This is a genomic window from Streptomyces reniochalinae, from assembly GCF_003323735.1.
GTDB lineage: Bacteria > Actinomycetota > Actinomycetes > Streptomycetales > Streptomycetaceae > Streptomyces > Streptomyces reniochalinae.
Genome location: NZ_QOIM01000049.1, coordinates 42,407 through 67,624, shown reverse-complemented (window position 1 = coordinate 67,624; position 25,218 = coordinate 42,407). Strand labels below are relative to the sequence as shown.

General features: G+C 70.3%; 21 protein-coding genes. 12 read left to right on the top strand and 9 right to left on the bottom strand.

Annotated elements, in window-relative coordinates:
* Positions 1-169 precede the first annotated feature (169 nt).
* The 3 genes from DQ392_RS31590 (at position 170) to DQ392_RS31580 (ending at position 3,681) form a co-directional block, all read left to right on the top strand.
* Positions 170-1,447 (top strand): alpha/beta hydrolase family protein, encoded by a 1,278-nt coding sequence (locus DQ392_RS31590; RefSeq protein WP_114019138.1) that lies wholly within the window; start codon positions 170-172, stop codon positions 1,445-1,447.
* Between the two features lie 247 nt (positions 1,448-1,694).
* The gene (locus DQ392_RS31585; protein ID WP_114019137.1) at positions 1,695-2,306 is read left to right on the top strand and encodes an ArsR/SmtB family transcription factor; all 612 of its coding nucleotides are present in this window, start codon (positions 1,695-1,697) and stop codon (positions 2,304-2,306) included.
* Positions 2,299-3,681 carry an MFS transporter gene (locus DQ392_RS31580; RefSeq protein WP_114019136.1) on the top strand — a complete coding sequence of 461 codons (1,383 nt, stop codon included), beginning with the start codon at positions 2,299-2,301 and terminating at the stop codon, positions 3,679-3,681. Before DQ392_RS31585 ends, DQ392_RS31580 begins: the two co-directional genes overlap by 8 nt.
* Positions 3,682-3,771: 90 nt before the next feature.
* On the opposite strand, the gene DQ392_RS31575 is transcribed toward DQ392_RS31580, so the two are convergent.
* Positions 3,772-4,275 carry a GNAT family N-acetyltransferase gene (locus DQ392_RS31575; protein WP_114019135.1) on the bottom strand — a complete coding sequence of 168 codons (504 nt, stop codon included), beginning with the start codon at positions 4,273-4,275 and terminating at the stop codon, positions 3,772-3,774.
* 425 nt (positions 4,276-4,700) lie between these two features.
* Here DQ392_RS31575 and DQ392_RS34185 point away from each other — a divergent pair, with 425 nt between their 5' ends.
* A complete protein-coding gene (locus DQ392_RS34185; RefSeq protein WP_147266604.1) occupies positions 4,701-5,219 on the top strand; it encodes a hypothetical protein in 519 nt (172 codons plus the stop codon).
* 611 nt (positions 5,220-5,830) lie between these two features.
* Here DQ392_RS34185 and DQ392_RS31560 read toward each other — a convergent pair.
* On the bottom strand, positions 5,831-6,562 hold the full coding sequence (locus DQ392_RS31560; RefSeq protein ID WP_114019132.1) for a dienelactone hydrolase family protein: 732 nt from the start codon (positions 6,560-6,562) through the stop codon (positions 5,831-5,833).
* 774 nt (positions 6,563-7,336) lie between these two features.
* Here DQ392_RS31560 and DQ392_RS31555 point away from each other — a divergent pair.
* Positions 7,337-7,510: a BBE domain-containing protein gene (locus tag DQ392_RS31555; protein ID WP_147266603.1), complete on the top strand. Its 174-nt coding sequence runs from the start codon at positions 7,337-7,339 to the stop codon at positions 7,508-7,510.
* Between the two features lie 292 nt (positions 7,511-7,802).
* Here the strand turns inward: DQ392_RS31555 and DQ392_RS31550 are convergent, their stop codons facing one another.
* The 5 genes from DQ392_RS31550 to DQ392_RS31530 all read right to left on the bottom strand — a co-directional run bounded on the left by DQ392_RS31550 (position 7,803) and on the right by DQ392_RS31530 (position 14,110).
* A complete protein-coding gene (locus tag DQ392_RS31550; RefSeq protein ID WP_114019163.1) occupies positions 7,803-8,825 on the bottom strand; it encodes a LacI family DNA-binding transcriptional regulator in 1,023 nt (340 codons plus the stop codon).
* A 350-nt stretch (positions 8,826-9,175) separates the two neighbouring features.
* A complete protein-coding gene (rhaS, locus tag DQ392_RS31545) occupies positions 9,176-10,255 on the bottom strand; it encodes a rhamnose ABC transporter substrate-binding protein (protein ID WP_114019130.1) in 1,080 nt (359 codons plus the stop codon).
* 95 nt (positions 10,256-10,350) lie between these two features.
* The gene (locus DQ392_RS31540; RefSeq protein ID WP_245982220.1) at positions 10,351-11,322 is read right to left on the bottom strand and encodes an ABC transporter permease; all 972 of its coding nucleotides are present in this window, start codon (positions 11,320-11,322) and stop codon (positions 10,351-10,353) included.
* 83 nt (positions 11,323-11,405) lie between these two features.
* Positions 11,406-12,452, bottom strand: a complete 1,047-nt coding sequence (locus DQ392_RS31535; RefSeq protein ID WP_114019128.1) for an ABC transporter permease — start codon at positions 12,450-12,452, stop codon at positions 11,406-11,408.
* Entirely contained in the window at positions 12,449-14,110 is a 1,662-nt protein-coding gene (locus DQ392_RS31530; RefSeq protein WP_114019127.1) for a sugar ABC transporter ATP-binding protein, read from the bottom strand. The genes DQ392_RS31535 and DQ392_RS31530 overlap by 4 nt, the downstream gene beginning before the upstream one ends.
* A gap of 296 nt (positions 14,111-14,406) precedes the next feature.
* Here DQ392_RS31530 and rhaI point away from each other — a divergent pair, with 296 nt between their 5' ends.
* The 6 genes from rhaI to DQ392_RS31500 all read left to right on the top strand — a co-directional run bounded on the left by rhaI (position 14,407) and on the right by DQ392_RS31500 (position 22,469).
* Positions 14,407-15,579, top strand: coding sequence for an L-rhamnose isomerase (rhaI, locus tag DQ392_RS31525; RefSeq protein ID WP_114019126.1), 1,173 nt, complete (start codon positions 14,407-14,409; stop codon positions 15,577-15,579).
* A 188-nt stretch (positions 15,580-15,767) separates the two neighbouring features.
* The gene (locus DQ392_RS31520; RefSeq protein WP_114019125.1) at positions 15,768-17,840 is read left to right on the top strand and encodes a bifunctional aldolase/short-chain dehydrogenase; all 2,073 of its coding nucleotides are present in this window, start codon (positions 15,768-15,770) and stop codon (positions 17,838-17,840) included.
* 122 nt (positions 17,841-17,962) lie between these two features.
* Positions 17,963-19,477 carry a rhamnulokinase gene (locus DQ392_RS31515; protein ID WP_114019124.1) on the top strand — a complete coding sequence of 505 codons (1,515 nt, stop codon included), beginning with the start codon at positions 17,963-17,965 and terminating at the stop codon, positions 19,475-19,477.
* A gap of 228 nt (positions 19,478-19,705) precedes the next feature.
* The gene (locus tag DQ392_RS31510; RefSeq protein ID WP_114019123.1) at positions 19,706-20,662 is read left to right on the top strand and encodes a GlxA family transcriptional regulator; all 957 of its coding nucleotides are present in this window, start codon (positions 19,706-19,708) and stop codon (positions 20,660-20,662) included.
* Positions 20,663-20,845: 183 nt separating this feature from the next.
* Positions 20,846-21,844, top strand: coding sequence for a type I glyceraldehyde-3-phosphate dehydrogenase (gene gap / locus DQ392_RS31505; protein WP_114019122.1), 999 nt, complete (start codon positions 20,846-20,848; stop codon positions 21,842-21,844).
* A gap of 160 nt (positions 21,845-22,004) precedes the next feature.
* Positions 22,005-22,469, top strand: a complete 465-nt coding sequence (locus DQ392_RS31500; RefSeq protein WP_181856651.1) for a class I SAM-dependent methyltransferase — start codon at positions 22,005-22,007, stop codon at positions 22,467-22,469.
* Positions 22,470-22,551: 82 nt separating this feature from the next.
* Here the strand turns inward: DQ392_RS31500 and DQ392_RS31495 are convergent, their stop codons facing one another.
* A complete protein-coding gene (locus DQ392_RS31495) occupies positions 22,552-23,460 on the bottom strand; it encodes a PDR/VanB family oxidoreductase (protein ID WP_114019120.1) in 909 nt (302 codons plus the stop codon).
* 32 nt (positions 23,461-23,492) lie between these two features.
* On the bottom strand, positions 23,493-24,122 hold the full coding sequence (locus DQ392_RS31490) for an MSMEG_1061 family FMN-dependent PPOX-type flavoprotein (protein WP_114019119.1): 630 nt from the start codon (positions 24,120-24,122) through the stop codon (positions 23,493-23,495).
* A 134-nt stretch (positions 24,123-24,256) separates the two neighbouring features.
* Between DQ392_RS31490 and DQ392_RS31485 the strand changes: the two genes are divergently transcribed.
* Positions 24,257-24,967, top strand: coding sequence for a TetR/AcrR family transcriptional regulator (locus DQ392_RS31485; RefSeq protein WP_114019118.1), 711 nt, complete (start codon positions 24,257-24,259; stop codon positions 24,965-24,967).
* Positions 24,968-25,218 lie beyond the last annotated feature (251 nt).

Here is a 25,218-nt window from a genome sequence, read left to right as displayed (position 1 = left end):
ATCAAGCGGGCAGGTGCTTCAGGGGCGGCGCCGCAGGACCGGGTCATCCAGTTCGTGGTGGATTCCCGCGCCGACACACGCTGAGGACGGCCTCCACTTTCACCCTGGGCCACGGTCACGAGCAAGCAGGACGCTCCGGGCCGGCCCTGTATTCACCGAAGGAGACATCATGAAGCGCCACAATCGCACGAAGGTTTCGGCTCGCCTGCTGGGCCTGTCGGCGGCGGTGCTGTGCGCCGCGGCAACAGCCTTCACCTATACGGCTGCAACCGGTGCCGCGGCACCGGACGAGCCGACGGGGCGGAGCGCGGAACCTTCGTCAGCGTCCACCAGGACGGTCCGCTACGACCTCGGCAACGAGGCCTGGCACCTGCCGCAGACCGGTGAACCGGTCGAGCTGACCGGGGTGGTGCACTACCCCGCCCACCTGGGCACGGGACGGCATCCACTGATCGTGATGCTGCACGGCTGGCACGAGACCTGCGCCGACCGGAAGGCAGCCGCAGCGCGCGCTGCCGCCGAGAGCAGTGGGGACGACGCCGCGTACAAAGCCGCCAGTGCCAAGCTGTTCGCCTGGCCGTGTGCGAAGGGAACACCCGCCCTGCCCAGCGAGCACGGATACGACTACCTGGGCCGCAGGTTGGCGGCTGAAGGGTTCGTCGTGGTCTCGGTCGGCGCCAACGGCATCAACGCGTCCTCCGTGTCGGGGGACGACAATGCTGCCGCGCGGGCGGACCTCATCAACCAGCATCTGCGCATGTGGCAGGAGCTCAGCTCCAAGGACGAGGGCGAGCTCGCCGGAAAGTTCGCCGACCCGGCGACCGGAGCGGCGCGACGCGTCCGCTTCGCCCACCACGTGGACATGGGTGACGTAGGGATCATGGGGCACTCCAGGGCAGGGGCCGGGGCCACCTGGCAGGCGGCCGACAGCCATCGGAAGCAGTGGCCCAAGGGTGTCGATGTCAAGGCGGTGGCGGCTGTGGCACCCGCCTACAACGTGATGACGGAAAACATGGCCGACTACGCGATCACCAAGACCCCCTTCGCCGTCCTCCGGGGAACATGCGACGGACAGGTCGGCCGTGAGGCGTTCTCGTTCGCGGCCGACGCCGCCAAGGGAAACCGGGGCGGCTTCTACCGGTTCGCGATCCACGGGGCGAATCACAACTATTTCAACACGCAGTGGTCGCCCCGAAGCCGTCAGGTCGCGGCCTCCGACGACGCCACGCCGGCGGAAGGACACCCGGGGCAGTGCACCGACCATGAGGGTGCGGCGCCGGCCAAGCAGCTGACCGAGCCGCAGCAGCGCCATGTCGCCACCACGTACGTCGGCACGTTCTTCCGCCGACACCTCCTCGGCGACACCGGGCGAAACCAGGTACTGACGGGGGTACGGCATCCCGACGCGGCCCTCACGGACGTGGACGTCACCACCGCTGCCCCCTGAACGGCGGGCCTGACACAGCTCCACGTGGCGGGCTTCCTGGCCCTCCCCGCTACCCCACGATGCGTACCGCTTCAGAAGTGTGGACAGGTGCAGCGGGCGCCGCCGCAGTCGGGTCAGCGGGGGGCCGAACGTGGCAACCCCGCTCTCGGCCCGGTGTCGCCGGCCCGCGGTCGTCAGACGAGGCGCGTCGAGCAGCGAAGGAAGCAGGGGTTGACAGGCCGACAACGTGAAAGGATGCTTTCACGTCATGGATGACGGCAACCTGCTGGGTGACCTCACTGTCACCGACCCCAAGGCGATGCGCGCCCTTTCCCATCCGGTACGGCTGGCGATCCTGGATCTGCTGGGCCGTGACGGTCCGGCGAGCGCCACGGAGCTCGCCAAGGAGATCGACGCCTCGCCGTCCGGCATCAGTTGGCACCTGCGCCACCTGGCGGAGTTCGGGCTGGTGCGTGACAGCGAGGGCGGTTCCGACCGCAGGTACCGGCGCTGGGAGGTGGTAGCGCGTGGCTTCCGCTTCGAGGTGCCCGAGGATCCCGACGACGAGGAGGGGAGGTCGGCTGCCCGACTGCTGTCCCAGCACATGTTCCTGCAGGCAGGAGAGACACCGGTCCGCTGGGCGGCCGAAGTCGAACCGGGTCTGGATCCGGTCTGGCGGCGACTGGCAGGCCTGTCCAACACACGTGTCGTACTCGGGCCCGACGAGCTCGCCTTCGTGCAGCGCGAGTTCGAACGGATTCTGGCTCCCTTCGTGACCCGCGACGAGGCCGACTGGCCGGCCGATGGCCGCCGCGTACGGCTGATGCGCTACGTCCTTCCCGAGCAGGACGGTCTGCCCCCGGAGGCACCGGTTGAGTGACGCGGCACCGTCCGCGGCGCCTGCCCCGTCGCTGTGGCGAGACCGGCGGTTCCTGCGGTTCTGGTCGGCTCAGACGGTCTCCCACTTCGGGGACCGCATCACCGAACTCGCACTGCCGCTGATCGCCGTGTCGACGCTGCACGCCTCCGCCAACGAGGCGGCGTGGCTGACGGCGCTGATATGGACCCCGAACCTGATAGCCATCGTGCTCGGTGCCTGGGTCGATCAAAGGCCACGCAAGCGCCGGCTGATGGTGGCCGCCGACCTGGCCCGTGCGCTGGTCCTGCTCAGCCTGCCGGTCGCCTACCTGGCGGGAGCGGTGACGCTGGGGCAGTTGTACGCCGCCGCGCTGCTCACCGGGACAGCCGCCGTGCTTTTCAACACTTCCTACTCGTCCTTCTTCGCGCACCTGGTGCCCCGCTCGTCCTATGTGGACGCCAACAGCAAGCTCAGCACCAGCCGTTCCGTCTCTCTCGTGGCGGGCCCCGCACTCGGTGGTGCGCTGGTGCAGGCGCTGAGCGCTCCGGCCGCCCTCGTCGCCGACGCGGCGTCGTTTCTGGCCTCGGCCTTGCTGGTGGGGCGCATCCGCACCGAGGAGCCCCCGCCCCCCACGTCGCAGCCCTCCATGCTGCGCCGGGCGCGCGCGGGAATGGTCTTCGTGGTGCGCCACCCGGTCCTGCGAGCCACCCTGGGCTGCGCCGCCACCGTCAACTTCTTCACTTTCCTCTCCGGTACCGGCCTGACCGTCCTGTTCGCCACCCGCGAGCTGCACCTTTCGGCCGGCGGTATCGGCCTGGCGCTCGGCGTGGGGGCGGTCGGTTCGCTGCTGGGCGCGGTGGTCGCGCCGGGGATGTCACGCCGGTGGGGTGTCGGGCCGAGCATCGCGGTGGGCGCCGTACTCTTCCCTGCGCCCATCGCCATCGCGGCGCTCGCCGACGGGCCGCTGTGGGCGCGTGGCGGGGCTCTGGCCCTCGCGGAGTTCCTGGCCGGCATCGGGGTGATGTTCTTCGACATCAACCTCAACTCTTTGCAGGCCGCGGTCATCCACGACGGGATCCGCAGCCGCGTCGCCGGTGCCTACAGCACCGTCAACTACGGCGTGCGCCCCATCGGCGCCGCCGTCGGCGGCGCACTCGCCACCACGATGGGGCTGCGCCCGACACTGCTGCTGGCCGCCGCCGGCGGAGCGCTGTCAGTACTGTGGCTGCTCTTCTCACCCGTGCTGCGGATCCACAGCCTGGACGAGGCACCCGCCACCGCACCACCCCCCAAGACCGACGAGCAGCCGGCGTCCACTCCTAGAGCCGTCACCCTGTCCAGCGGGACCAGCCCGCAGCAGGACCCCGATCCGTCTCGCCCGGCCCTCGAGCCATGACGCACGTTTCTGGCGGCGGTGTGGCCGCCTGGGCTTTGATCGCGCGCGCTCGTCCACGTGAGCGCGGGACTTCGGGAGCGGGGTCTCACCTCACGGCAACGAGCGTGTCAGCCACACCACTTCGCCGTTGTCCTCGGTGGAAACGTGATCCCGCTCGAACCCCAGCTTGTCGAGGACACGGAGCGACGGTGTGTTCCACGCGCCGACGGTCGACCAGAGCCGCCTCCGCCCCGTCGCGGCAGCGGCATCGAGCACCGCGCCGGCCGCCTCGGTGGCGTAGCCACGCCCATGCACGCGCCGGAACAGCTCGTAGGCGATCTCAGGCTCCTCCAGCGTGGAGCGGCCGATGATCAGTCCGCAGTAGCCGATGAAGTCGCCTTCTTCACGGCGCACGATGGGCAACAGAGCGATCCCCGTGGTCGCCGTCGCGGTGAGCATCTCCGCGACGGACGTACGGACGTGCTCAACCGTGTAAGTCTTCCCGCCACGTTCAGACAGGAGAGCACAGAACTCAGCGGCATCCGACTCGACCCACGGCCGCAGTATCAGCCGATCGGTCTCCAGGTGGAACGGCATCGTCTCGTAGGTGGTCATGTCCCCACCCTGCCCGATGCCTCATCACCACAACAGTTGGAGCAGACCGGCGGTGCGCAACCGGGCAGCCTGCTTACAGTATCGGGCGACATGTGCGTCCAGCAGGAGGGTCACCCGTGCGAGTAGCGACAGGTACGGCGATCGCAGGCTGCCTCATCGCCCTGACGGCCCTCCTGGCAGGGTGCGCCGACTCGGCGGCGGACCAGGAACCCGCGACAGCGCGTCCGGGATCTTCGTCAGCGCGCGCGCAGGATTCGGCGGAGCCGACGGACCGGCAGCAACGTCGCTTCACCTCGGCCGGTCCGTCGGCCAAGCATCCGGCGATACCCGGCGTCGACGGAACGGTCGACCGGAGCCGGGTCTTCACCGAAGCCGAGTTGCGGGGAGCGCTCCCCCCGGCCGAGTCGTTCGGCGAGTACGCCCGGGTGCTGGAGACCGAAACGGGCCGGGGAGACTTCCAGGGGCACGAGGGAGGTGGAGCCTGGGGCGAATGCGCTGACACCACCCTGCGGCGGGAATGGGACGGCTTTGAGGGAACCCGTGCATCGCAGGTGGTGAACCTCGGCCCCGGTTCCGAAAGCGACGACCGCGCCACGGTCTTGCTCGTTTCGATGCCGACCGAGCGCGCCGAGCGATACCTGGAAACCAAGCGCGCACTCCACGAGAGCTGCCCGGAAATCCTCCTCGACACGGAAGCCGCTCCTCTCGAGGAGCACCACGAGGCACAGGAAATCTCCGGTCTCGGCGACGAGGCGCTGCTGGAGGTGTTGTGGCAGGTCGGCGGCGACGAATACGACGGGACCCCGTCCCACATCGTCATCGTCCGCATCGGCGGCGTTCTCGCCATCGTGAGCAACCAAGGCGACCGCGACGCCGGTGACCTGCTCGCCGCGCGCACCACCCGGCGAGTCCGCTCCGAACTGTACCGAGCGGACGGTTCCTGAGCGTGCGGCCTATTCCGCCTGTCACTCCTGTCGGAGTGCGTGGGCCGGCTCTGCGCGGGCGAGCACGGTGCCGGGACGGCGCGCTCGCCCCGACCACTTCCTCGGCACGACGTGGGGGCAGATGCGGCGCACGCAAGACCGGACGACGACGGCACCCTCACCACCGTCGTCCTCACGTCGTCGTTCGGGTGATTGCCGGCCACCGGCCGGGTCGTGCCATACGCAGCACTAGGTCGTGTCTTCAAAGTCCCGCCTGCCTGGCGGCGCCTGGCACGCACGCTCGCGGCGTTGTCGTCGGTCGCCGCTTCCCCCAGGGCTCGGCTTCGCTCGCCCCGGGAGGTGCCCCCACGCAGGGACTCCCTCCTCCGCCTTGCGAGCGCACGCACCAGACACCGCCAGGCCCGCCCTCCGGGCGGACGCCGCTACTTTGAAGACACTCCCTAGCACCGTGGCGGGTTCCGGTTCCTCTTCGTCGCTTTCCCTCCACGATCGGGGCGGGTACACATCTGCTGGCCACCGCCAGCAGATGAAGACCGGGCCCGTCACCATGCAGCGGCACCCTGGCCCGCGCCGCGTGCAGTGCACTGGCCTGGTGACGGGCCCGTCAGCGGCTAGCTCAGATGCCGGGCGAAGAAACGGGCCATGGCGTCGGTTTCGAACTGCGGGACGCCGGTATGCCCGCCGACATTGGCGTGCAGGGTCTTCTCCTTCGAGCCGAAGGTGTCGAACAGGTCGAGGGTCGACTGCCGGTCATTCCGTGCGTCGTCCCATTGCAGCAGGACCTGCAACGGAATGGTGACCTGGCGAGCCTCCTGGAACAGAGCGGCGGGTACGAAGCTCCCGGCGAAGAGTCCGGCAGCCGAGATGCGCGGCTCGGCCGCCGCCAGCCGGATGCCGATGGCGATCACTCCTCCCTCGTATCCGACCGGGCCGTCGATCTCGGGCAGTGACAGGAGGGCATCCAGCGCGGCCTGCCATTCCGGGGCCGCCTTCTCGACCAGCGGGAGGACGAGCCGGTCGACGATCTCGTCGACCGGCTCACCGTGCTCCAACGCCCTGCGCAGGTCGGCGCGGGCCTGCTCGGCGCCCGCCGCACGAGGCCGGTCACCGCTTCCGGGGAGCTCGAGGGTGGCCGCGGTGAAGCCGTACTCCGCCGCGTAGTACCGGGCCCGACCGGCCAGCCGGGGACGCATGGTGTGCAGTCCGCCAGGGTGACCGACCAGGATCAGCGGCGCCGGTGCGGACGCGTGTGCGGGCGTCCACAGGATGCCCGGGATCTCGCCGAGGGTGAATTCACGTTCGAGGACGCCGTCGTCGAGGCGCTGTTGGGAAGTGACTCGCATGGTCGTGCCTTTCGGGAGTGCTGCCGGAACGGCGCTCCCGGGCGACCTATCGCCCGACCGTGACCCCGAAGAGGAGCACCCATGTCGCTACGTTCACGGGTACCACCTCCAAGCTCTCTCGCACGGTCTCCGGGAAGATAGCAGTGGGTCGCCGTGGTCCGCCAACGGGTTTCGTTTCGTCGCAGGCAGCTGCGGGCGTTCGCTGAGGGAACGGCGGCGCAGGGTCGAGTCCGGTCGGGTCGGATTCTCAGGGTCTTGCGTGCGCGGCTCAATTCGTCCGGAAGGGTGGTTCGCCGCTGCCGTTGGCCTCTGCCGTGCCTCGTGTGGGTGTCCTGGAGTGAGCGGCACGTGGCGCGATGCGACGGGACAGAGGGTGAGATGCGAGAGCGGGTGCCGCCCCTGGCTTACGCGCCACTGGGTGATGACGTCGACGAGGTGGCCCGAGCTGCCTGCGGAGCGGCCGTACCGGAGGTCCGCACTCTGTTCGGTCGCATCCTGTCGTGAGCCGGCGGGGCATACGCGCGGGAACGCCCGAACGGAGTGCAGCCCAGGCTGGGTTCACGCGGAACGGCAGGCAGCACCTGGCCGTCGCCGTGGACCCGGCCGGCCACGTGGACGATCGGTGCGGCAGCCACGTGCTGGAGTCCACGCTCCTACTGGCGCTGTTGCGTGCACACGGCGTCGAACCCGGTGAGCGGGGCCGTCCCACTCGATTCCTGGAGCGGGGTCGGCCCGGCGCGAGCACAGGTGGGCGCCCTGCTGATCGATACCACCATGCAACCCCACCTCGGGAGCGGCGGCTACACCAACGGCATGGATCCCGGACTGACCGACTGGCAGGCGGCCTACCACGGCGAGAACTGTCCGAGAATGCAGCGCGTCAAGGCCGCCTGCGACCCGCAGCAGCTGTTCACCTTTCCCCAAAGCGGTCACATGCCGGCCGGGTGACCACTGAGCGCGGTGGAGGTTCGGCGCCGGCACGGGAGCGTATGCTGCCCGCACCGGGCTTCCTCGGCCCTCACCCACCGCCGTACTCGCCGGGGCCGTACGGCGGGCACGACGGCCGGCTGGGCGGGCGCCCCGGACGAGGGTGGAGAACACCAGTCGTCCCGGGCCGCCAGCACGGCGCTCTCCGGGACGGGGCCGCGCTCCTGGCGCGCGACCTGGGCACCGGGACATCGATCCGGCCACCGTCCTGGTCGATGAGCGCGGTACGGCGTAGGTACCTACGGCTCGTGTCTCAGCCCTTGCCCCTCAAACTGGAGGCGCGGACGACCAGTTCAGGGCGGAGAACGATGCGCTGATGCTCGTGCGCGGTGGCGGCATCCCCCGTCTCCTCGATCAGCAAGTCCGCGGCCGCACGCCCCATGCGGTACGCGGGCTGCCGTACGGACGTGAGCGGTACGGCGGCAGCAGCGGCGAACTCGATGTCGTCGTATCCGACGAGGGCCACCTCTTCGGGTACGGAAACTCCCGCGCCGTAGAGGGACTGGAGCACGCCGAGAGCCAGGAGGTCGTTGGCGCAGAAGACCGCCGTCGGACGGGGGGACATGCCGAGCAGCCGGGCGCCCGCGTCGCGGCCCGCGGCCACGTCCATGCGTTCACCCTCGATGTGTCGCAGCCGCGATTTCCCGCTCCCGGACTCGCGCAGGGCTGCCGTGGCGCCGGTGTGCCGGTCGTGGCACTGGGTGAGCTGCATCGGGCCGCTGACGTAGGCGATGTCCCGGTGGCCGCGTTCGAGCAGGTGGCGTACGGCCAGTGCGCCGCCCTCGACATCGTCCACCGAGACGGAGCAGCCCTCGGCGCTGGGGACGACGCGGTCGACGGAGACGTACGGGATGCCGTGGCGTTCGAAGGCGGCGAGGTTGCGCCCCGTGGTGTCGGCCGGGGTGACGAGGACGCCGCGTACCCGCTGCTCGGCGAAGAGCGACAGGTACTCCGCCTCCTCGGCGGGGCTCTGCGCGCTGTTGCACAGCATGACGCCGAGCCCTGCCGCGCGGGCGGCGCGTTCCGCGCCGGAGGCCACGTCGACGAAGAAGGGGTTGGCCATGTCGAGCACCAGCAGCGCGATGATGCGGCTGTCGCCCGCACGCAGGTGCCGGGCCGATTCACTGCGTACGTAGCCGAGGCGGTCGATGGCGGACCGCACTCGTACGCGGGTCTCCTCGGCGACCATGTCGGGACGGTTGATGACGTTGGAGACGGTGCCGACCGACACTCCGGCCGCGCGGGCGACCTCCTTGATACTGGCCGTGTGGGTCATCGCCATGCCGCCCGAGGCGGTTTTAGACGTGCGACGCGCAGCCGCAGGGGACGCGCTGCCCGCGCGGTCGTCAGGGTGGTCATGGTCGCTCCTCGTGCGGGCGGCACCGCGGGGTGGCGGCGGGGACGGATCGGCAGAAGGCGTGGCGGAGGCGGGGCGCCGGCAGCAGGGGGCTGCGGCCGGCGCCCCGCCTTCCAGGTTCACGAAACGCGGGGCCATTATGGCCTCCCAGCCGGCATCGGCCTCGGTCGCCTCCGTCGCGGACCCCGGCGCGGTGAGGAGGGCCGGTTTCCGGCCGCACCGTCAGCAGGCCGTGGCCCGCGGAGGAAGAGCGAGTGGGTGCCGTCGGCTCAGAAGTCGTAGTCGTCGATGTTGTCCTTGTCGAACACGGTGGGCGGACCGAGGATGACCTCGCCGTCCTTGCCGATCTTCCGCTTGCCGAGCTTCCCCGCCTCGAACTCCTCGCCCTCCTTGCCGGTGATCTGGCCGGAGGAGAGCGCAGCCGCCGCGTATGAGCCGAGGTAGCCGAGGTTCTGCGGGTCCCAGAGGGAGAACTGGTCGAGAGTGCCGTCCTTGACGTATTTGCGCATCTGGTTGGGCGTGCCGAGGCCGCCGAGGACGACCTTGCCCTTGTACGAGGACCCGCTGAGGTAACGCGCGGCGGCGGCCAGACCCACGGTGGTGGGCGAGATGATGCCCTTGAGCTTCGGGTATGCCTTGAGCAGCCCCTGGGTCTCCTGGAAGGACTTCTGGTCCACGTCGTCTCCGTAGGCGGTCTTGACCAGCTTCATGTCCTTGTACTTCGGCTTCTTCAGTTCGTCCTTCATGAACGTGATCCAGGTGTTCTGGTTCGTGGCGTTCTGTGTCGCCGAGAGCACCGCGATCTGGCCCTTGTTGTCGATCTGTTTGGCCATGTCCCGGACGAGGCCGCGGCCGATCGCCTCCGATCCTGCCTGGTTGATGAAGACGTGGCGGCAGTCCTTGCCCGCGTCCGAGTCGTAGGAGACGATCTTGATGTCCTGCTTCATCGCCTGCTTCAGAGGGCCGCAGACGGCGTTGGGGTCGTTGGCGGCGATCAGGATGGCGTCCTGACGCTGCTGTATCAACGTGTTGATGTAGCTGACCTGCGAGGAGGCTTTGGCGTCGGACGGGCCGACCTCCTTGGCCTCGCCGCCGTACCCCTCGGTGGCCTTGATGCCCGCCTGGTCGACGACCTTCATGTACGGGTTGTTGATCTGCTTGGGCAGAAACGCCAGCTTCAGTCCCTTCTTCAATGGCGCGTCGGGGTTCGCCTCGGCGTTGTGGGCCTTTCCCTTGGCGTCATCCTCGGAGTCGCCCTTGGTCGTGCCCGAACAGCCCGCCACGGCGAGGGCGAGCGCGCAGACCGCCGAGGTGGCGGCGAGGACGCGGGTGTGGGTACGGGATCGCATGGGTGTCGTACCTTCCATGAGGGTGTACGGGGATGTGCGGGGTGCGACGCGCGGAGGTGGGGGAGACAGGTGTGCGAGGTGCCGGGGCCGCGCCGTCAGGAGGCGGCCAGGCGCCGGTGTCTGCGGTCGGTGAGGACCGCGATCACGCGCGGGATGAGGACGGAGACGATGAGCAGCCCGCCGGTGACGATGACCTGGATCTCGTGCGACACGTCCCCCAGCGTGAGGAGGTTGTTGAGCACACCGATGAGCAGTACGCCCGCGACGGCACCGCCCAAAGTGCCCTTTCCCCCGTCGAAGTCGACGCCCCCGAGCAGGACGGAGGCGACGACGGTCAGCTCCAGGCCGAGACCGTTGTCGGCGCGTGCGCTGCCGTAGCGGAGGGTGTAGACGAGCCCGGCGAAGGCGGCCATGAGCCCGCTGACGGCGAAGAGAACGAGCTTGAACCGTTTGACACGGATACCGGCGAAGTAGGCCACTTCTTCCTGCGCGCCGATCGCGAACAGCGAGCGCCCGAAGCTCGTGCGGTGCAGCACCACGGATGCCGCTGCCGCGAGGACGGCGAAGAGCGCCATCGGGTACGGCATGAAGGTGCCGGGAACCGTTTCGGTGCTGCGGGCCCACTGGGCGTACGTCTCGGGGAAGTCGGCGACGGCCTTGTTGCCCAGGACGACGGAGGCCAGCCCCCGGTACAGGGCGAGGGTGCCTATGGTGACGGCGAGCGAGGGCAGTCCGACGCGGGTGACCAGCCAGCCGTTGAGGAGGCCGCCGAGCACTCCGGTCAGCAGACAGATCGGGACGATCAGTTCGAAGGTCCAGCCGCCGTCCCACAGGCTGCCCGCGAGTGCGCTGGAGAGGCCCAGCATGGAGGCCACGGACAGGTCGACCTGACCTGCTACGACCAGGAGGGTCATGGGAAGCGCGAGCAGAGCGATCTCGACGGTGTCGTTGAGTGCGGACGAGAGGTTGGCCGCGTCCGCGAAGCCGTCGGTCGTGCCGGTTCCGGCGAGGAACACGGCGACGAGGAGCACGCCGAGTGCCGCGTCCCAGCGCAGAAGCCGCGCGATGCCGCCACCCTCGCGTCCGGATCGCCCGCCGGGGCCGCGCTGACTTCCGGCCCGCTCCGCGTCGTCGGAGGTCGGTGGTGCGTTCACTGCCTGCTCCTCTTCCTCAGCGCACGGGTGGTACGGCTGCGGACGATGCGATCGGTGCTGATCGCTGCCAGCAGCAGCGCACCGGTGATGGCCTGCTCCCAGAAGGAGTCGACCTTCAATACGACCAGGGCGCTGCCGATCGTGGTGAGCAACAGCGCGCCCAGAGCCGCACCCCAGACCGTGCCGACTCCGCCCGTGATGGAGATGCCGCCGACGACCACGGCACTGACGACGGTCAGCTCCCAGCCGTTCGCGGCGTCGGCGACGACGGTGCCGAAGCGCGCCAGCCACAGCGCTCCGGCGAACCCGGCGACGGCACCGGAGAAGGCATAGGCAGCCAGCACCCTGCGCCGGACGGGCACGCCCGCGAGCCGCGCCGCCTGAGGGCTGGAGCCGATGGCGTACAGCTCGCGCCCGCCGCGGTAGGTCCGCAGGTAGTACGCCGTTGCGCACAGGACGGCCGCGGTGATGAGCGGCAGGTAGGGGATGCCGAGCACGCTGCCGCTGCCGAGGGTGAGCACGCTGTCGGGCAGGTTGGCCGCGTTGATCTGCTCACCGTGCGCCCAGGCGTGGTCGACCCCCTGGATGACGTACAGCATGCCGAGGGTCACCACCAGCGCGGGGACTCGCCCGAAGCTGACGAGCAGTCCGCTCGCCAGACCGCAGACGGTGCCGAGGGCGATGCCCAGCGCGAGGACGGTGAGGGGGCTGTGGTCCGTTCCTGAGACGAAGTCGCCGCAGGCGAAGGCGGTGAGGCCGACCACGGAACCGACGGACAGGTCGATGTTGCGAGTGAGGACGACCACGGACTGGCCGGTGGCGAGCAGCACCAGGATGGAGGAGTTGAGCAGGAGGTCCTTGACGCCCTGACCGTCGAGGAAGCCGGGGTTGACCAGCCAGGTGGCGAATATGAGCAGCACAAGCGCCGCGCCGATGCTGAACTCCCTTACCCGCAGCACCGATTCGGCGAGCGAGCGGCCTGCCCGTCGTGGTGAGCCGGTGTCGCGCTCGGTGGCGGGCGGCCTGTCGACGGTGACGCTCATGCCGCCTCCCCGCCTGCGTCAGGGGACCCGTTCGTCCCGTTGGGTTCATCAGGGTCACCGGGTTCGTCGTCCTCAGCGCGTCCGCCGGGCGCATGGGCTCGGCCGGGACCATCGGGTTCGCGGGGCCCGCCAAGGCGCTGCACGGGAGCGCGGCCGGTGGCGGCGGCCATCACGTTCTCCTCGTCGGCGTCGGCCCTGGGAATCTCGGCGACGAGCCTGCCCTCGTGCATGACAAGCACCCGGTCGGCCATGCCGAGCACCTCGGGCAGGTCGGAGGAGACCATGAGCACCGCGAGCCCGTCGGCGGCCAGTTCGGTCAGCAGCCGATGCACCTCTGCCTTGGTGCCGACGTCGATCCCGCGGGTGGGTTCGTCCACGATGAGGACGGCCGGTTCGGTGGCCAGCCACTTGGCGAGCACGACCTTCTGCTGGTTGCCGCCGGAGAGCACACCGACCGCGTCGGAGAGCCGGTCGTACTTGAGCTGGAGGCGTACGGCCCAGTCGGCGGCGCGGGCGCGTTCCAGAGTGCGGCGCACGAGACCGGCGGTGCAAAGCTGCCCGAGCCCTGTCAGTCCGATGTTCCGCTCGATGCCGGCTTCCATCACCAGGCCGCGCTGCCGCCGGTCCTCGGGTACGAGCGCGAGTCCGGCGGCAACGGCCGCGGTGGGCGAACCGGGGCGCAATGCCGTGCCGTCCACCTCGACGTGGCCCGCGTCCGGCTTGTCGACGCCGAAGACCGCCTGGACGACTTCGCTGCGCCCGGCGCCGACGAGTCCGGCGAGCGCGACGATCTCTCCACGGTGCACCGTGAAGGAGACGTCGTGGAAGACGCCTTCGCGGGTCAGCCGGCGCACGTCGAGTGCCGGCTCGCCGGTGTGTGTTTCGTGCTTGGGGTACAGCTCGCCCAGGTCGCGGCCGACCATGCGGCGCACCAGGTCGTCCTCCGTGAGCCCGTCCAGCGGTTCGGACGCGACAAGCCGGCCGTCGCGCAGGGTGGTGACCCACTGGCAGAGCGCGAAGATCTCACTGAGCCTGTGGGAGATGAAGAGCACCGCCGCACCTGCGGCGCGCAGCGTCTCGACCACGGAGAAGAGACGCGCGGTCTCACTTCCGGTCAGCGCGGCGGTGGGCTCGTCCATGATCAGTACGCGGGCGTCGAACGAGAGGGCCTTCGCGATCTCGACGATCTGCTGATCGGCGATGGACAGGCCGCGTGCCGGGCGGTCGGGGTCGAGCCGGACTCCGAGCCGGGACATCAGCGCAGCCGTCGCCTCGCGTACAGCCTTGTGGTCGACGCGCCCGAAGGAACGGCGGGGCTGGCGGCCCATGAAGATGTTCTCCGCGATCGACAGATCGGCGAAGAGTGTGGGCTCCTGGTAGATGACGGCGATCCCCGCGTCACGCGCGTCGGCCGGGCCGTGGAAGACAGCGGGCTCGCCGTCGAGCCGGACCGTGCCGGCGTCCGGTGCGCCGACCCCGGCGAGAATCTTGATCAGCGTGGACTTGCCCGCGCCGTTCTCCCCCGCGAGGGCGTGCGCCTGCCCGGCGGAGAGTTCCAGGGAGACGCCCTGGAGGGCACGTACGCTGCCGAATGACTTGTTCACCCCCTCAAGTGCGAGGACCGGCGGCGGACCACCGGTCCGTGGGATGTCGCTCATGGTGCTCCTCCTGTGCTCGCCAGCGGCCTGGAAAAGTCCAACTGAAATGATTCAAAAGGCTCACGGGAAGCTAGCCCCGCTCTTCCGAGGCAGTCAAGGGGATACACAACGCGCAACTGGAGCTACCGATCGTGCCGTTGAACCTCCACAACCGCACCAGTACACGCCCTCTTGACGTCGAACGGGGGCGCCCCTACGGTCACTTCGGGCTGTTTGAATCGTTTCACCTCCCGCTTCCTGTTCTGTCACCCGCCGCTTTCCGTCGTCCCCACGCCGTCACAGCACTGAGGAGATGCATGTCGGAACGCAAGCTCGCCGCTGTGAAGTCAGCGCTCGCCTCCCAGCGGATCGAGACGCCGTCTTGGGCGTACGCCAACTCGGGCACGCGCTTCAAGGTCTTCACGCAGGCCGGCGTACCTCGCACGCCGCAGGAGAAGATCGACGACGCCGCTCGGGTACAGCTCCACACGGGAGTCGCCCCGGTCGTCGCCCTGCACATCCCCTGGGACAGGACCGACGACTTCGCGGCCCTGGCCGCCTACGCACGACAGCGCGGTGTGCGTACGGGCACGGTCAACGCCAACGTCTTCCAGGACGACGACTACAAGCTCGGTTCGGTGACCCACCCCGACCCGGCGGTGCGGCGCAAGGCGCTCGACCACTTGATGGAGTGCGTCGACATCATGGACGCGACCGGGTCCCGCGATCTCAAGCTGTGGTTCTCCGACGGCACCAACTACCCGGGTCAGGACGACATCAGGGCACGCCAGGACCGGCTTGCCGAAGCGCTCTGCACCGTGTATGAGCGACTGGGAGAGAAGCAGCGGCTCGTGCTGGAGTACAAGCTGTTCGAGCCCGCCTTCTACTCCACGGACGTCCCCGACTGGGGCACCTCGTACGCCCACTGCCTCAAGCTCGGCCCCAAGGCACAGGTCTGCGTGGACACGGGACACCACGCGCCGGGCACCAACATCGAGTTCATCGTGGCGTTCCTGCTGCGGGAGGGGAAGCTGGGCGCCTTCGACTTCAACTCGCGCTTCTACGCAGACGACGACCTGATGGCCGGCGCCGCCGACCCCTTCCAGCTCTTCCGCATCATATACGAGGTACGGGCCGGCGGCGGACTCGACCCGGAGGCCGGCATCGCCTTCATGCTCGACCAGTGCCACAACATCGAGCCGAAGATCCCCGCCATCATCCGCTCGGTGATGAACGTGCAGGAGGCCACCGCCAAGGCGCTGCTGGTGGACCGCGAGGAGCTGGCGAAAGCCCAGTGCGCCGGGGACGTGCTCGCTGCCAACGGCCTCCTCATGGACGCCTACAACACGGACGTGCGCCCCCTGCTGGCCGACGTGCGGGAGGAACTGGGCGCCGACCGCGACCCGATGGCGGCTTACGCGGCCTCCGGCTGGGCCAGTCGCATCACCGAGGAACGGATCGGCGGGCAACAGGCGGGCTGGGGAGCGTAGGAAGCGCGCGTGGCGCCCCGTCCCCGCCGGGGGCGCGGCGGACTGCGCAAACCAGCCCGCGACAGGAGGCGCAGCCGGCAGCGCACGGGCGGATACGGCCCCTCCCCCGGAAAGCCGGCGCAGGTGGACCCTCCAGCCGCAGGGCGTCCCGTCGAGGACAACCGACCGCATCGAGAAGGACGAGCCACATGGCAACCGTTGCCCCTGACCCGCACCCCTCCACCTCCCACACCGTCGAGGTGTCCGCGCTGCTGGGACGCTCGCACCGGCTGGGCAGCGATCCGCGCAACACCAACTACGCCGGAGGGAACACCTCCGCGAAGGGAACAGCGCCCGACCCCGTCACCGGTACGGACACCGAACTGATGTGGGTCAAGGGCTCCGGCGGCGACCTGGGCACGCTGACGGAAGGGGGACTGGCAGCGCTCCGTCTTGACCGTCTCCGCGCACTTCCGGCCGTGTACCCGGGGGCCGAGCGCGAGGATGAGATGGTGGCCGCTTACGACTACTGCCTGCACGGCAAGGGGGGCGCGGCGCCGTCCATCGACACCGCGATGCACGGGCTGGTCGGCGCCGCACACGTGGACCATCTGCACCCCGATTCCGGCCTCGCGCTGGCATGCGCCAAGGACGGCGAGAAACTGACCCGGGAGTGCTTCGGCGACACGGTGGTGTGGGTGCCATGGCGGCGTCCGGGTTTCCAGCTCGGCCTGGACATCGCCGCCGTGCAGGAGGCACACCCCGAGGCCATCGGCTGTGTCCTGGGCGGGCACGGCATCACGGCCTGGGGCAGCACGAGCGAGGAGTGCGAACGCAACTCCCTGCACATCATCAGCACCGCCGAGCACTTCGTGACGGAACGGGGCAGCGCCGAACCCTTCGGCGCCGTACGTCCCGGTTACGCGCCGCTGCCGCCGGCCGAGCGCGCGGCCCGCGCGGCGGCGCTCGCACCGACGGTGCGCGGGCTTGCCTCGTGCGATCGGCCTCAGGTGGGGCACTTCGACGACACGCCGGTGCTCCTCGACTTCCTCTCCCGAACGAAGCACCCCCGCCTGGCGGCGCTGGGCACCTCTTGTCCGGATCACTTCCTGCGCACCAAAGTGCGCCCTCTCGTCCTCGACCTGCCCGGGGAAGCGCCGCTGGAGGAAGCGGTCGCGAGGCTGCGGGAGCTGCACGAGGAGTACCGCGCGGACTATCGCGCGTACTACGCGCGGCACGCGTCACCTGGCTCCCCCGCGATGCGCGGTGCCGACCCGGCGATCGTGCTGGTGCCGGGCGTGGGCATGTTCAGCTTCGGCAAGGACAAGCAGACGGCGCGGGTCGCGGGCGAGTTCTACCTCAACGCCGTCAACGTGATGCGCGGCGCCGAATCGGTCTCCTCGTACGCGCCCATCGAGGAGTCGGAGAAGTTCCGGATCGAGTACTGGGAGCTGGAGGAAGCCAAGCTGCGCCGGATGCCCGCTCCCCGTCCGCTGGCCACCCGCGTCGCGATGGTCACGGGCGCAGGGTCCGGGATCGGCCGCGCCATCGCGCACCGGCTGGCCGCCGAGGGCGCGTGCGTGGTGGTCGCCGACGTGAACGCGAAGAGTGCGGGCACGGTGGCCGAGGAGCTGGGAGGGCCCGACCACGCGCTGCCCGTGACGGTCGACGTCACCTCGGAGGAGCAGATCGCCGCGGCCTTCGCCGAAGCCGTCCGGGCATTCGGCGGCGTGGACCTGGTCGTCAGCAACGCCGGAATCTCCGTCTCCAAACCGCTGAGCGAGACCACCGCTGCCGACTGGGATCGGCAGCACTCCATCATGGCCCGCGGATCCTTCCTCGTCGCGCGTGAGGCGGCCAGGGTGATGACCGAGCAGAACATGGGCGGCGACATCGTCTACATCTCGTCCAAGAACGGTGTCTTCGCCGGCCCCGACAACATCGCCTACGGCGCGGCCAAGGCCGACCAGGCGCACCAGGTGCGTCTCCTCGCGGCCGAGCTGGGCGAGCGAGGGATCCGCGTCAACGGCATCAACCCGGACGCCGTCGTGCGGGGTTCGGGCATCTTCGCAGGCGGCTGGGGCGCGCAGCGCGCTGCGGTCTACGGCGTGCCCGAGGAGGAGCTGGGCCGGTTCTACGCCCAGCGCACCCTCCTCAAGCGCGAGGTGCTGCCGGAGCACGTCGCCGCCGCGGTCTTCGCGCTGACCGGTGGTGACCTCAGTCGGACGACGGGGCTCCACATCCCGGTCGACGCCGGGGTCGCCGCGGCCTTCCTGCGCTGACGCCTACCGAGGGTGCCCTTCGCCTGGTCCCTTCGCCCCGGTCTCCGGTGGCGGGCCGCAGCCCACGGGGGCGGCCCGCCACCGGTCCCCCGCCACCACCCGCCGAGCGTGAGGTCACCGCCGTGCCACAAGCCACCCCGGACTCCCCTGCCGGGGCCGCCTTCGCCGCTGTCGACCTGGGCGCGTCCAGCGGGCGCGTCGTGCTGGGCACTGTTGCCGGGGAAGGGCTGACTCTGGAGGAGGTGCACCGCTTCCCGAACCGGCCGGTACGCATACCAGGAGCGGGAGGGACACTTCACTGGGACGTCCTCGGCCTCTACCGCGGCGTGCTGGACGGGTTGTGTGCGGCCGGGACGAGGGCGGGGAGGCTCGCTTCGGTCGGTATCGACACCTGGGCGGTCGACTTCGGCGTACTCGACGCGGACGGCGCCCTACTGGGTAACCCGGTGCACTACCGCGACGCCCGTACGGACGGTATGGAAGCCGAGGTCGCCGCGGCACTGCCCGCCCAGGAGCTGTACGCGCACACAGGGCTGCAACATCTGCCCTTCAACACCGTGTACCAGCTTTGCGCCGCCCGGAGGAGCGCCCAGTGGCCCGCGGCGCGCCAGTTGCTGCTGATCCCCGACCTCCTCTCCTACTGGCTGACCGGCACGCGGGGGACGGAGGTGACCAACGCGTCCACCACACAGCTCATCGACCCCCGCACGCGCGACTGGTCCCGGCCCGTCGCCGATGCGCTCGGCATCGACGTGTCGCTCTTCCCGCCCCTGCGCCACCCCGGCGACCCGGCGGGTGAGCTACTGCCCGGCACAGTGTCGGCGACGGAGCGGCACGGGCCCGTGCCGGTGACTGCTGTCGGATCGCACGACACCGCCTCGGCTGTCGTGGGCGTTCCCGCCGCCGGGGATGGTTTCGCGTACATCGCGACCGGCACCTGGTCGCTTGTCGGTATGGAACTGGACACGCCGGTACTGACCGAGGAGAGCCGCAGGGCCAACTTCACCAACGAACTCGGGGTGGACGGCACGGTGCGCTACCTGCGCAACGTCATGGGGCTCTGGCTGCTCCAGGAGTGCCTGCGCGAGTGGGAGGCCGACGGTTCCAGGCAGCACCTGCCCCAGCTGCTCGGCCGGGCGGCCAAGGTGCCCATGTTGCGCTCGGTCGTGGACGCCGGCGACCCGCGATTCCTCGCGCCGGGCGGGATGGTGGGCCGGATCGCCGAGGCGTGCCGCCGTACAGGGCAGCCGGTACCGCGCGACCCGGCGGAGACGACACGCTGTGTGCTGGACTCGCTCGCTCTCGCCCACAGCGCCGCCGTCGCCGACGCGCAGCGGCTGTCGAGGCGGGAGGTGCGCACCGTGCACATCGTCGGCGGCGGCGTGCACAACGAGCTGCTCTGCCAGCTGACGGCCGACGCCTGCGGACTCCCTGTCGTCGCCGGCCCCGCGGAGGCGGCGGCCTACGGCAACATCCTCGTACAGGCCCGGGCGGCGGGAGCGCTGCACGGAGATCTCGCCACGCTGCGGACGGTGCTGGGCCAGGCTCTTCCGCTACGGCAGTACGAGCCCGCAGGTGATCAAACACCCTGGGAAGGGGCCGCCGCCCGCGTCCGGGGCAGCTCGAGTACGGCGTAGGCCACCTCTGCCGCGCTCGCGGAGATGCTCCGGCGAGACTTGCTCCCGGCCGGGCGCACGACGCGGCCGGGCCCCCATGGGGCTCCACGGCAGGGCAATCGGACAGTCCTCGGTGCGCACGCGGCCCCCGCCGGCGCCGGGCCCTCTCACCTCGCCGCCGTACAGCGCTCAGCGACGCAGTAGGTGGTGGTGGAGCGAAGCCACTCCCGCCCCCCGTAACCTCTTCCTGTGTCAGCCTCACACCCGCAACGCGTCGCCGTCCTCGTGCTAGAGGGGGCGAAGCCGCTCGACATCGGGATCCCCGCGCAGGTCTTCACGACCCGCGCGAGCATGCCGTACGAGGTGCGGGTGTGCGGAGCGGATCCCGGTCTGGTGGCCGGCGGCGACGGGCTCGCGTACCACGTCGCCCACGGACTCGACGCGCTCGCGTGGGCCGACATCGTCTTCGTCCCCGGCTACCGGTTCCCCGACCGCAACGACCCGCCGCGCGACGTCGTCGACGCACTGATCGCCGCGCACGGACGGGGCACGCGGCTCGCCGCCATCTCGACGGGCGCCTTCGCGCTCGCCGCCACGGGCCTGCTCGACGGCAGACGGGCCACCACGCACTGGCACTACACGCGGGCGCTGCGGGCGAGGTATCCCCTCGTCCAGGTCGATGAGAACGTGCTGTTCGTGGACGAGGGCAGCGTTCTCACCTCCGCCGGAGCCGCCTCGGGCATCGACCTGTGCCTGCACATCCTGCGCGGCGACCTGGGAGTGGCCGCGTCCAACCACGCGGCCCGGCGGCTGGTCGCGGCGCCCTACCGCAGTGGCGGCCAGGCCCAGTACGTGCCGCGCAGCGTTCCCGAGCCACTCGGCGAGAGGTTCACCGCCAGCCGCGAGTGGGCACTGCACCGGCTCGACGAACCCCTCACCCTCGACATGCTGGCGCGGCAGGCGGGCGTCTCGCCGCGCACGTTCTCCCGTCGCTTCGTCGAGGAGACCGGCTACACGCCGATGCAGTGGGTGATGCGCGCCCGCATCGACCTGGCCCGCGAGCTGCTCGAACGCTCACAGCGCAGCGTAGAGCAGGTCGCTGCCGACGTCGGACTCGGCACCGGCGCGAACCTGCGCCTGCACTTCCAGCGCATCCTCGGCACCACACCCAGCGAGTACCGGCGCACCTTCGCCCGCGGCGAGTAACCGCCCGGCACCACGGGCGGAGTCCTTCCGCCGGCCACGGCGCGGCGTGATGCCTCGGAGCCGGCCGCCTGGCGGGCCTCCGCATCGGCCGCTGGCAAGATCCTTGCGAGCCCTGGCGATGCCGCCACTGTCAGCGCCGCCGGCCGCGGGCGAGTCTGGTGTGGAAGGGAAAGGACCTCACTCATGACGCGCATCGCCATCAACGGATTCGGCCGCATCGGACGCAATGTGCTGCGCGCGCTGCTGGAGCGCGACAGCACGCTTGAGATCGTCGCCGTCAACGACCTGACGGAGCCCGCCGCTCTCGCCCGGCTGCTCGCCTACGACAGCACCGCCGGCCGGCTCGGGCGCCCGGTGACCGTCGACGGGGACGCCCTCGTCGTCGGGGGCCGTCGGATCACGGTGCTGGCCGAACGCGAACCGGCGCGGTTGCCGTGGGCCGATTACGGCGTCGACATCGTTCTGGAAGCCACCGGCCGCTTCACCTCGGCGAAGGCCGCCCGCGCCCACCTCGACGCGGGCACGCAAAGGGTACTCGTCAGCGCGCCGTCGAACGGCGCCGACGTCACGCTCGCCTTCGGGGTCAACACGGATGCCTACGACCCGGCCGTCCACACGATCGTCTCCAACGCCTCCTGCACCACCAACGCGCTCGCGCCGCTGGCCGCCGTCCTCGACGAACTCGCCGGTATCGAGCACGGGTTCATGACGACGGTGCACGCCTACACGCAAGAGCAGAACCTCCAGGACGGCCCGCACCGCGACGCCCGCCGCGCCCGCGCCGCCGCCGTCAACATCGTCCCCACCACCACGGGCGCCGCCAAGGCGATCGGCCTCGTGCTGCCCAACCTGGAAGGCAGGCTGTCGGGCGACTCGATCCGCGTGCCGGTGCCGGTGGGCTCGATCGTCGAACTCAACACGACCGTGGCCCGCGACGTGACGCGCGACGACGTGCTGGCGGCGTACCGTGCCGCGGCGGAGGGGCCGCTCGCCGGTGTCCTCGAGTACGCGGACGACCCGCTCGTGTCGTCCGACATCACGGGCGATCCCGCTTCATCGATCTTCGACTCGTCCCTCACCCGGGTCGACGGCCGCCACATCAAGGTGGTCGCGTGGTACGACAACGAGTGGGGCTTCTCGAACCGCGTGCTCGACACGCTCGAATTCCTCGCCGCCCGCTGACCGGCCGCCGGAGACACCACCTCTCCGACGGCCACACCGACCGGCACGTACCGGCCCCGATCTGACAGCCTGGTCAGCCAGTTTTCTTTCGCACTGCTGCCGCGGTCGTTTCGTTCGGCCGATGAGTGCCTCAAGAATCACCGCGGCAAAGTGGCCGCCCGTGACGAGCAGTGAGCTGTGGAGCCGAGCGACCGCCGACCGCTACGACGCCGAGGAAACCGAGATGTCCTCGGCCGCCGTACTCGAACCGACTCTTGCCTTCCTCGCCGAGCTCGCCGAAGGCAGCCGGACACTGGAGTTCGCCATCGGAACGGGGCGCGTGGGCGTCCCGCTCCGGGAACGGGGCGTGCAGGTAGCGGGCATCGAACTGTCCGAGCAGCATCTCGGCTTCGACACCTTCGACCTGGTCGAACAGGTTCTCGTCTCGCACCACTTCACCCGGGACGGCGACGACGGCCGCTACCGCCAGGGCACCTCCCGGCACCGGTACGCCTGGCCGGCGGAGCTCGACCTGATGGCACGGATCGCCGGGCTCGAGTTGGAGCGCCGCGTCGCGGACTGGGACGGGGCGCCGTTCACCGAGGACAGCACGGAACACATCTCCGTGTGGCGCAAGCCGCACTGAGGCGCGCCCCGGCGAGGGTGGGTGCGGCGCCGGCTCGCGGGCGGACCGCCTGCGGGCGGATCCGGTCCCTCCTCGGACCCCCCTACAGGTCGAGGACGAGGCGGGGGGACAGCGCGCGGGACACGCACGCGTACATGCGGCCCTCGGGTGCGCCGATGTCATCCCGGTGCTCGGGAGCTCCGTCCAGGACGGCGACGTCACAGCTGCCGCACACGCCTTCACGGCACCCGGCCGGGAGGGGGTGCCCGGCGTGAGTGAGGGCGTCCAGCAAGGAGACGCCGGCCGGCACGGCGACGGTGCTCGCAGACCGGGCGCAGACTGCTTCAAAGGCCGTGTCGGGGCCGAACGCGCGGGCCGCGGGCTGGAACCGCTCGGCGTGCAACCGCTCGGCGGGGAACGCCGCTTCGGCCGCCGCCAGCATGCCGGCCGGACCGCAGCAGTAGACCAGGGTGTCCGGCTCGAGGCGGGCCGCGAGAGCGCCGAGGTCGGGCCTGCCCTCCCGTGCGGTCTCCACGATTCGCACCCGGCCGCCGTAGGAGCGTCGCAGTTCGTCGGCGAAGGGCATGCTCTCCGCTGCCCGACCCACATACAGCAAGGTGGCGGGGGATGCGGCGGAGGCCGCCGCTCGCACCATCGGCAGCAGCGGCGTGATGCCGATTCCGCCGGCGAGGAAGAGATAACGCGGTGCGGGGACCAGCGGGAAGTGGTTGCGCGGCAGGGACACGTTCAGGGTGCGGCCCGGGCGCAGGAAGCGGTGCAGGTACTCCGAGCCGCCGCGGCTGAGCGGGTCGTAGCGGACGGCGATGCGGTAGGCGTCCTGGTCGGCGGGGTCGCCGCACAAGGAGTACTGCCGGGTCAGCCAGTTGGGCACGAACAGGTCGATGTGGGCGCCGGGCTCCCAGGGCGCGAGCTCTTCGCCGGTGGCGCGCAGGGTGAGGGCGAGGACGTCCTCGGTGAGACGGTCGAGACGTTCGACGACGGTCTGTTGCATCGGTTCTTCCTCTGTCAGCCGGTGCGGTGTGGTCAGTAGAGCTCGCGGTATCCGGCCTCAAGGGCCTGTTCGAGCAGCGCGGGGTCCTGGTCGACGCCGAACTGCGCGGCGGCGACTTCGCCCAGCGACGGCATGCCCTCGGCGAGTGCCTGGCTGGCGGGGTCCCACAGCCGGGAGCGGATCAGCGCCCGCCCGCAGTGGAAGTAGGCTTCGGCCACCTCGACGACGATCGCGAACTGGGGTTGCTTGGCCTCGGTGCGCATCCGCACCAGCACGTCGGGTTCGTCGGCGACGTAGCCGCTGCCGTTGACGCGCAGGACCTCCCGCATCCCGGGGACGAGGAAGCACAGCCCGACGCCGTCGTTCTCGGCCAGGTTGCGGAAGGAATCGGCGATCTTGTTGCCGGGGCGGTCGGGCAGGGCGACGGTCTGCTCGTCGAGGACCTTCACGAAGCCCGGATAGTCCCCGCGCGGCGAGCAGTCGGCGCGTCCGGCCGCGTCGGCGGTGGCCATCATCAGCAGAGGCGAGTGGGCGATGAAGAAGCGGATGTAGTCGTCGACGCGGTCTTGCACCTTGGCTTCGATCATGGGTTCCGGCGGCCCGAGCCGTGCCAGAACCTCATTCACGGAGATGCGGCGGGGGCGCCTGGAGACATGTGTCATGACAGCTTCCCTACAGGGGTCCGTGGTACGGCAGCAGGCGCAGGGCGCCCGCATCACCGCAGTTCATGGCACTATTGTGAGCAATTACTCAGCTCGTGCGCTACTCGCATTCCCACCCCTTGGCAGGAGGTCCGATGACGTCCGACCGCCGCGGTCTCGCACCACGTAAACAGCCCCGCCAGGTCCGGGCCGAACTGACCCGGCAGCGGATCCTCGACGCCGCTGCTCGCGTTTTCGCCGAGTACGGGTACGCGGCCGGGACCACCAACCGCATCGCCGAGCGGGCCCGGGTCTCGATCGGGTCGCTCTACCAGTACTACCCCAACAAGGACGCCCTCCTGGTCGAGTTGCTGACCCGGCACCTCGACGCCGGCAGGGCCGCCACTCCTCTGGATCAGGACGGCCGGCTTCCCGCGTCCCTCGAGGACGTCATGCGCTTCTACGTGCGCCGAGCCATCGACAACCACCGCGAGGATCCGCAACTGCTGCGCGTGATGATGGAACAGGGCCCCCGCACCCCCGCCATACTCGAACGCGTCGCCCAGAGCGAGCTCGAACGCACCGCCTACGCCCGCAGGCTGCTCCGCGATCACCCCGACGTACGTGTCGCCGATACGGACACCGCCGCTCGGCTCGTCGTCTCGACGATCGAGTTGGTCGTACACAAGATGATGGCCGCCTCCGAACAGACCGACACCACACGACTCGAGAACGAACTCGTCGCCATGCTCACTCGCTACCTCACCAACGGCCCCGCCCCGACGTCCGAAGACCCGGACCTGGTCCCGGCCCCGGACTCGGGCTCCGACTCGGGCTCGGACTCGGACCAGGGCTCGCACACATGAGTGTGCGGGCCCGGCCGACTCGCCCGAGGCTGTGACCGGCCTACCGCGCACATCGTTGGTCCAGCAGTATCCGTCGGAGGAGGCCCCCGGCCCCTGCCCCGGCGATCAGGCCGATGCGACCGAACCGGTGTCACCGGTGTTCATCCTCCACTACCCACGGGTGTGGTGGATCGAACGTACCCGCGCGAGGGTCGGATCGACACCGCTCCCGGGTGTCGATCCGCGGCGCGACAGGAACTCGGAGCGAGCCC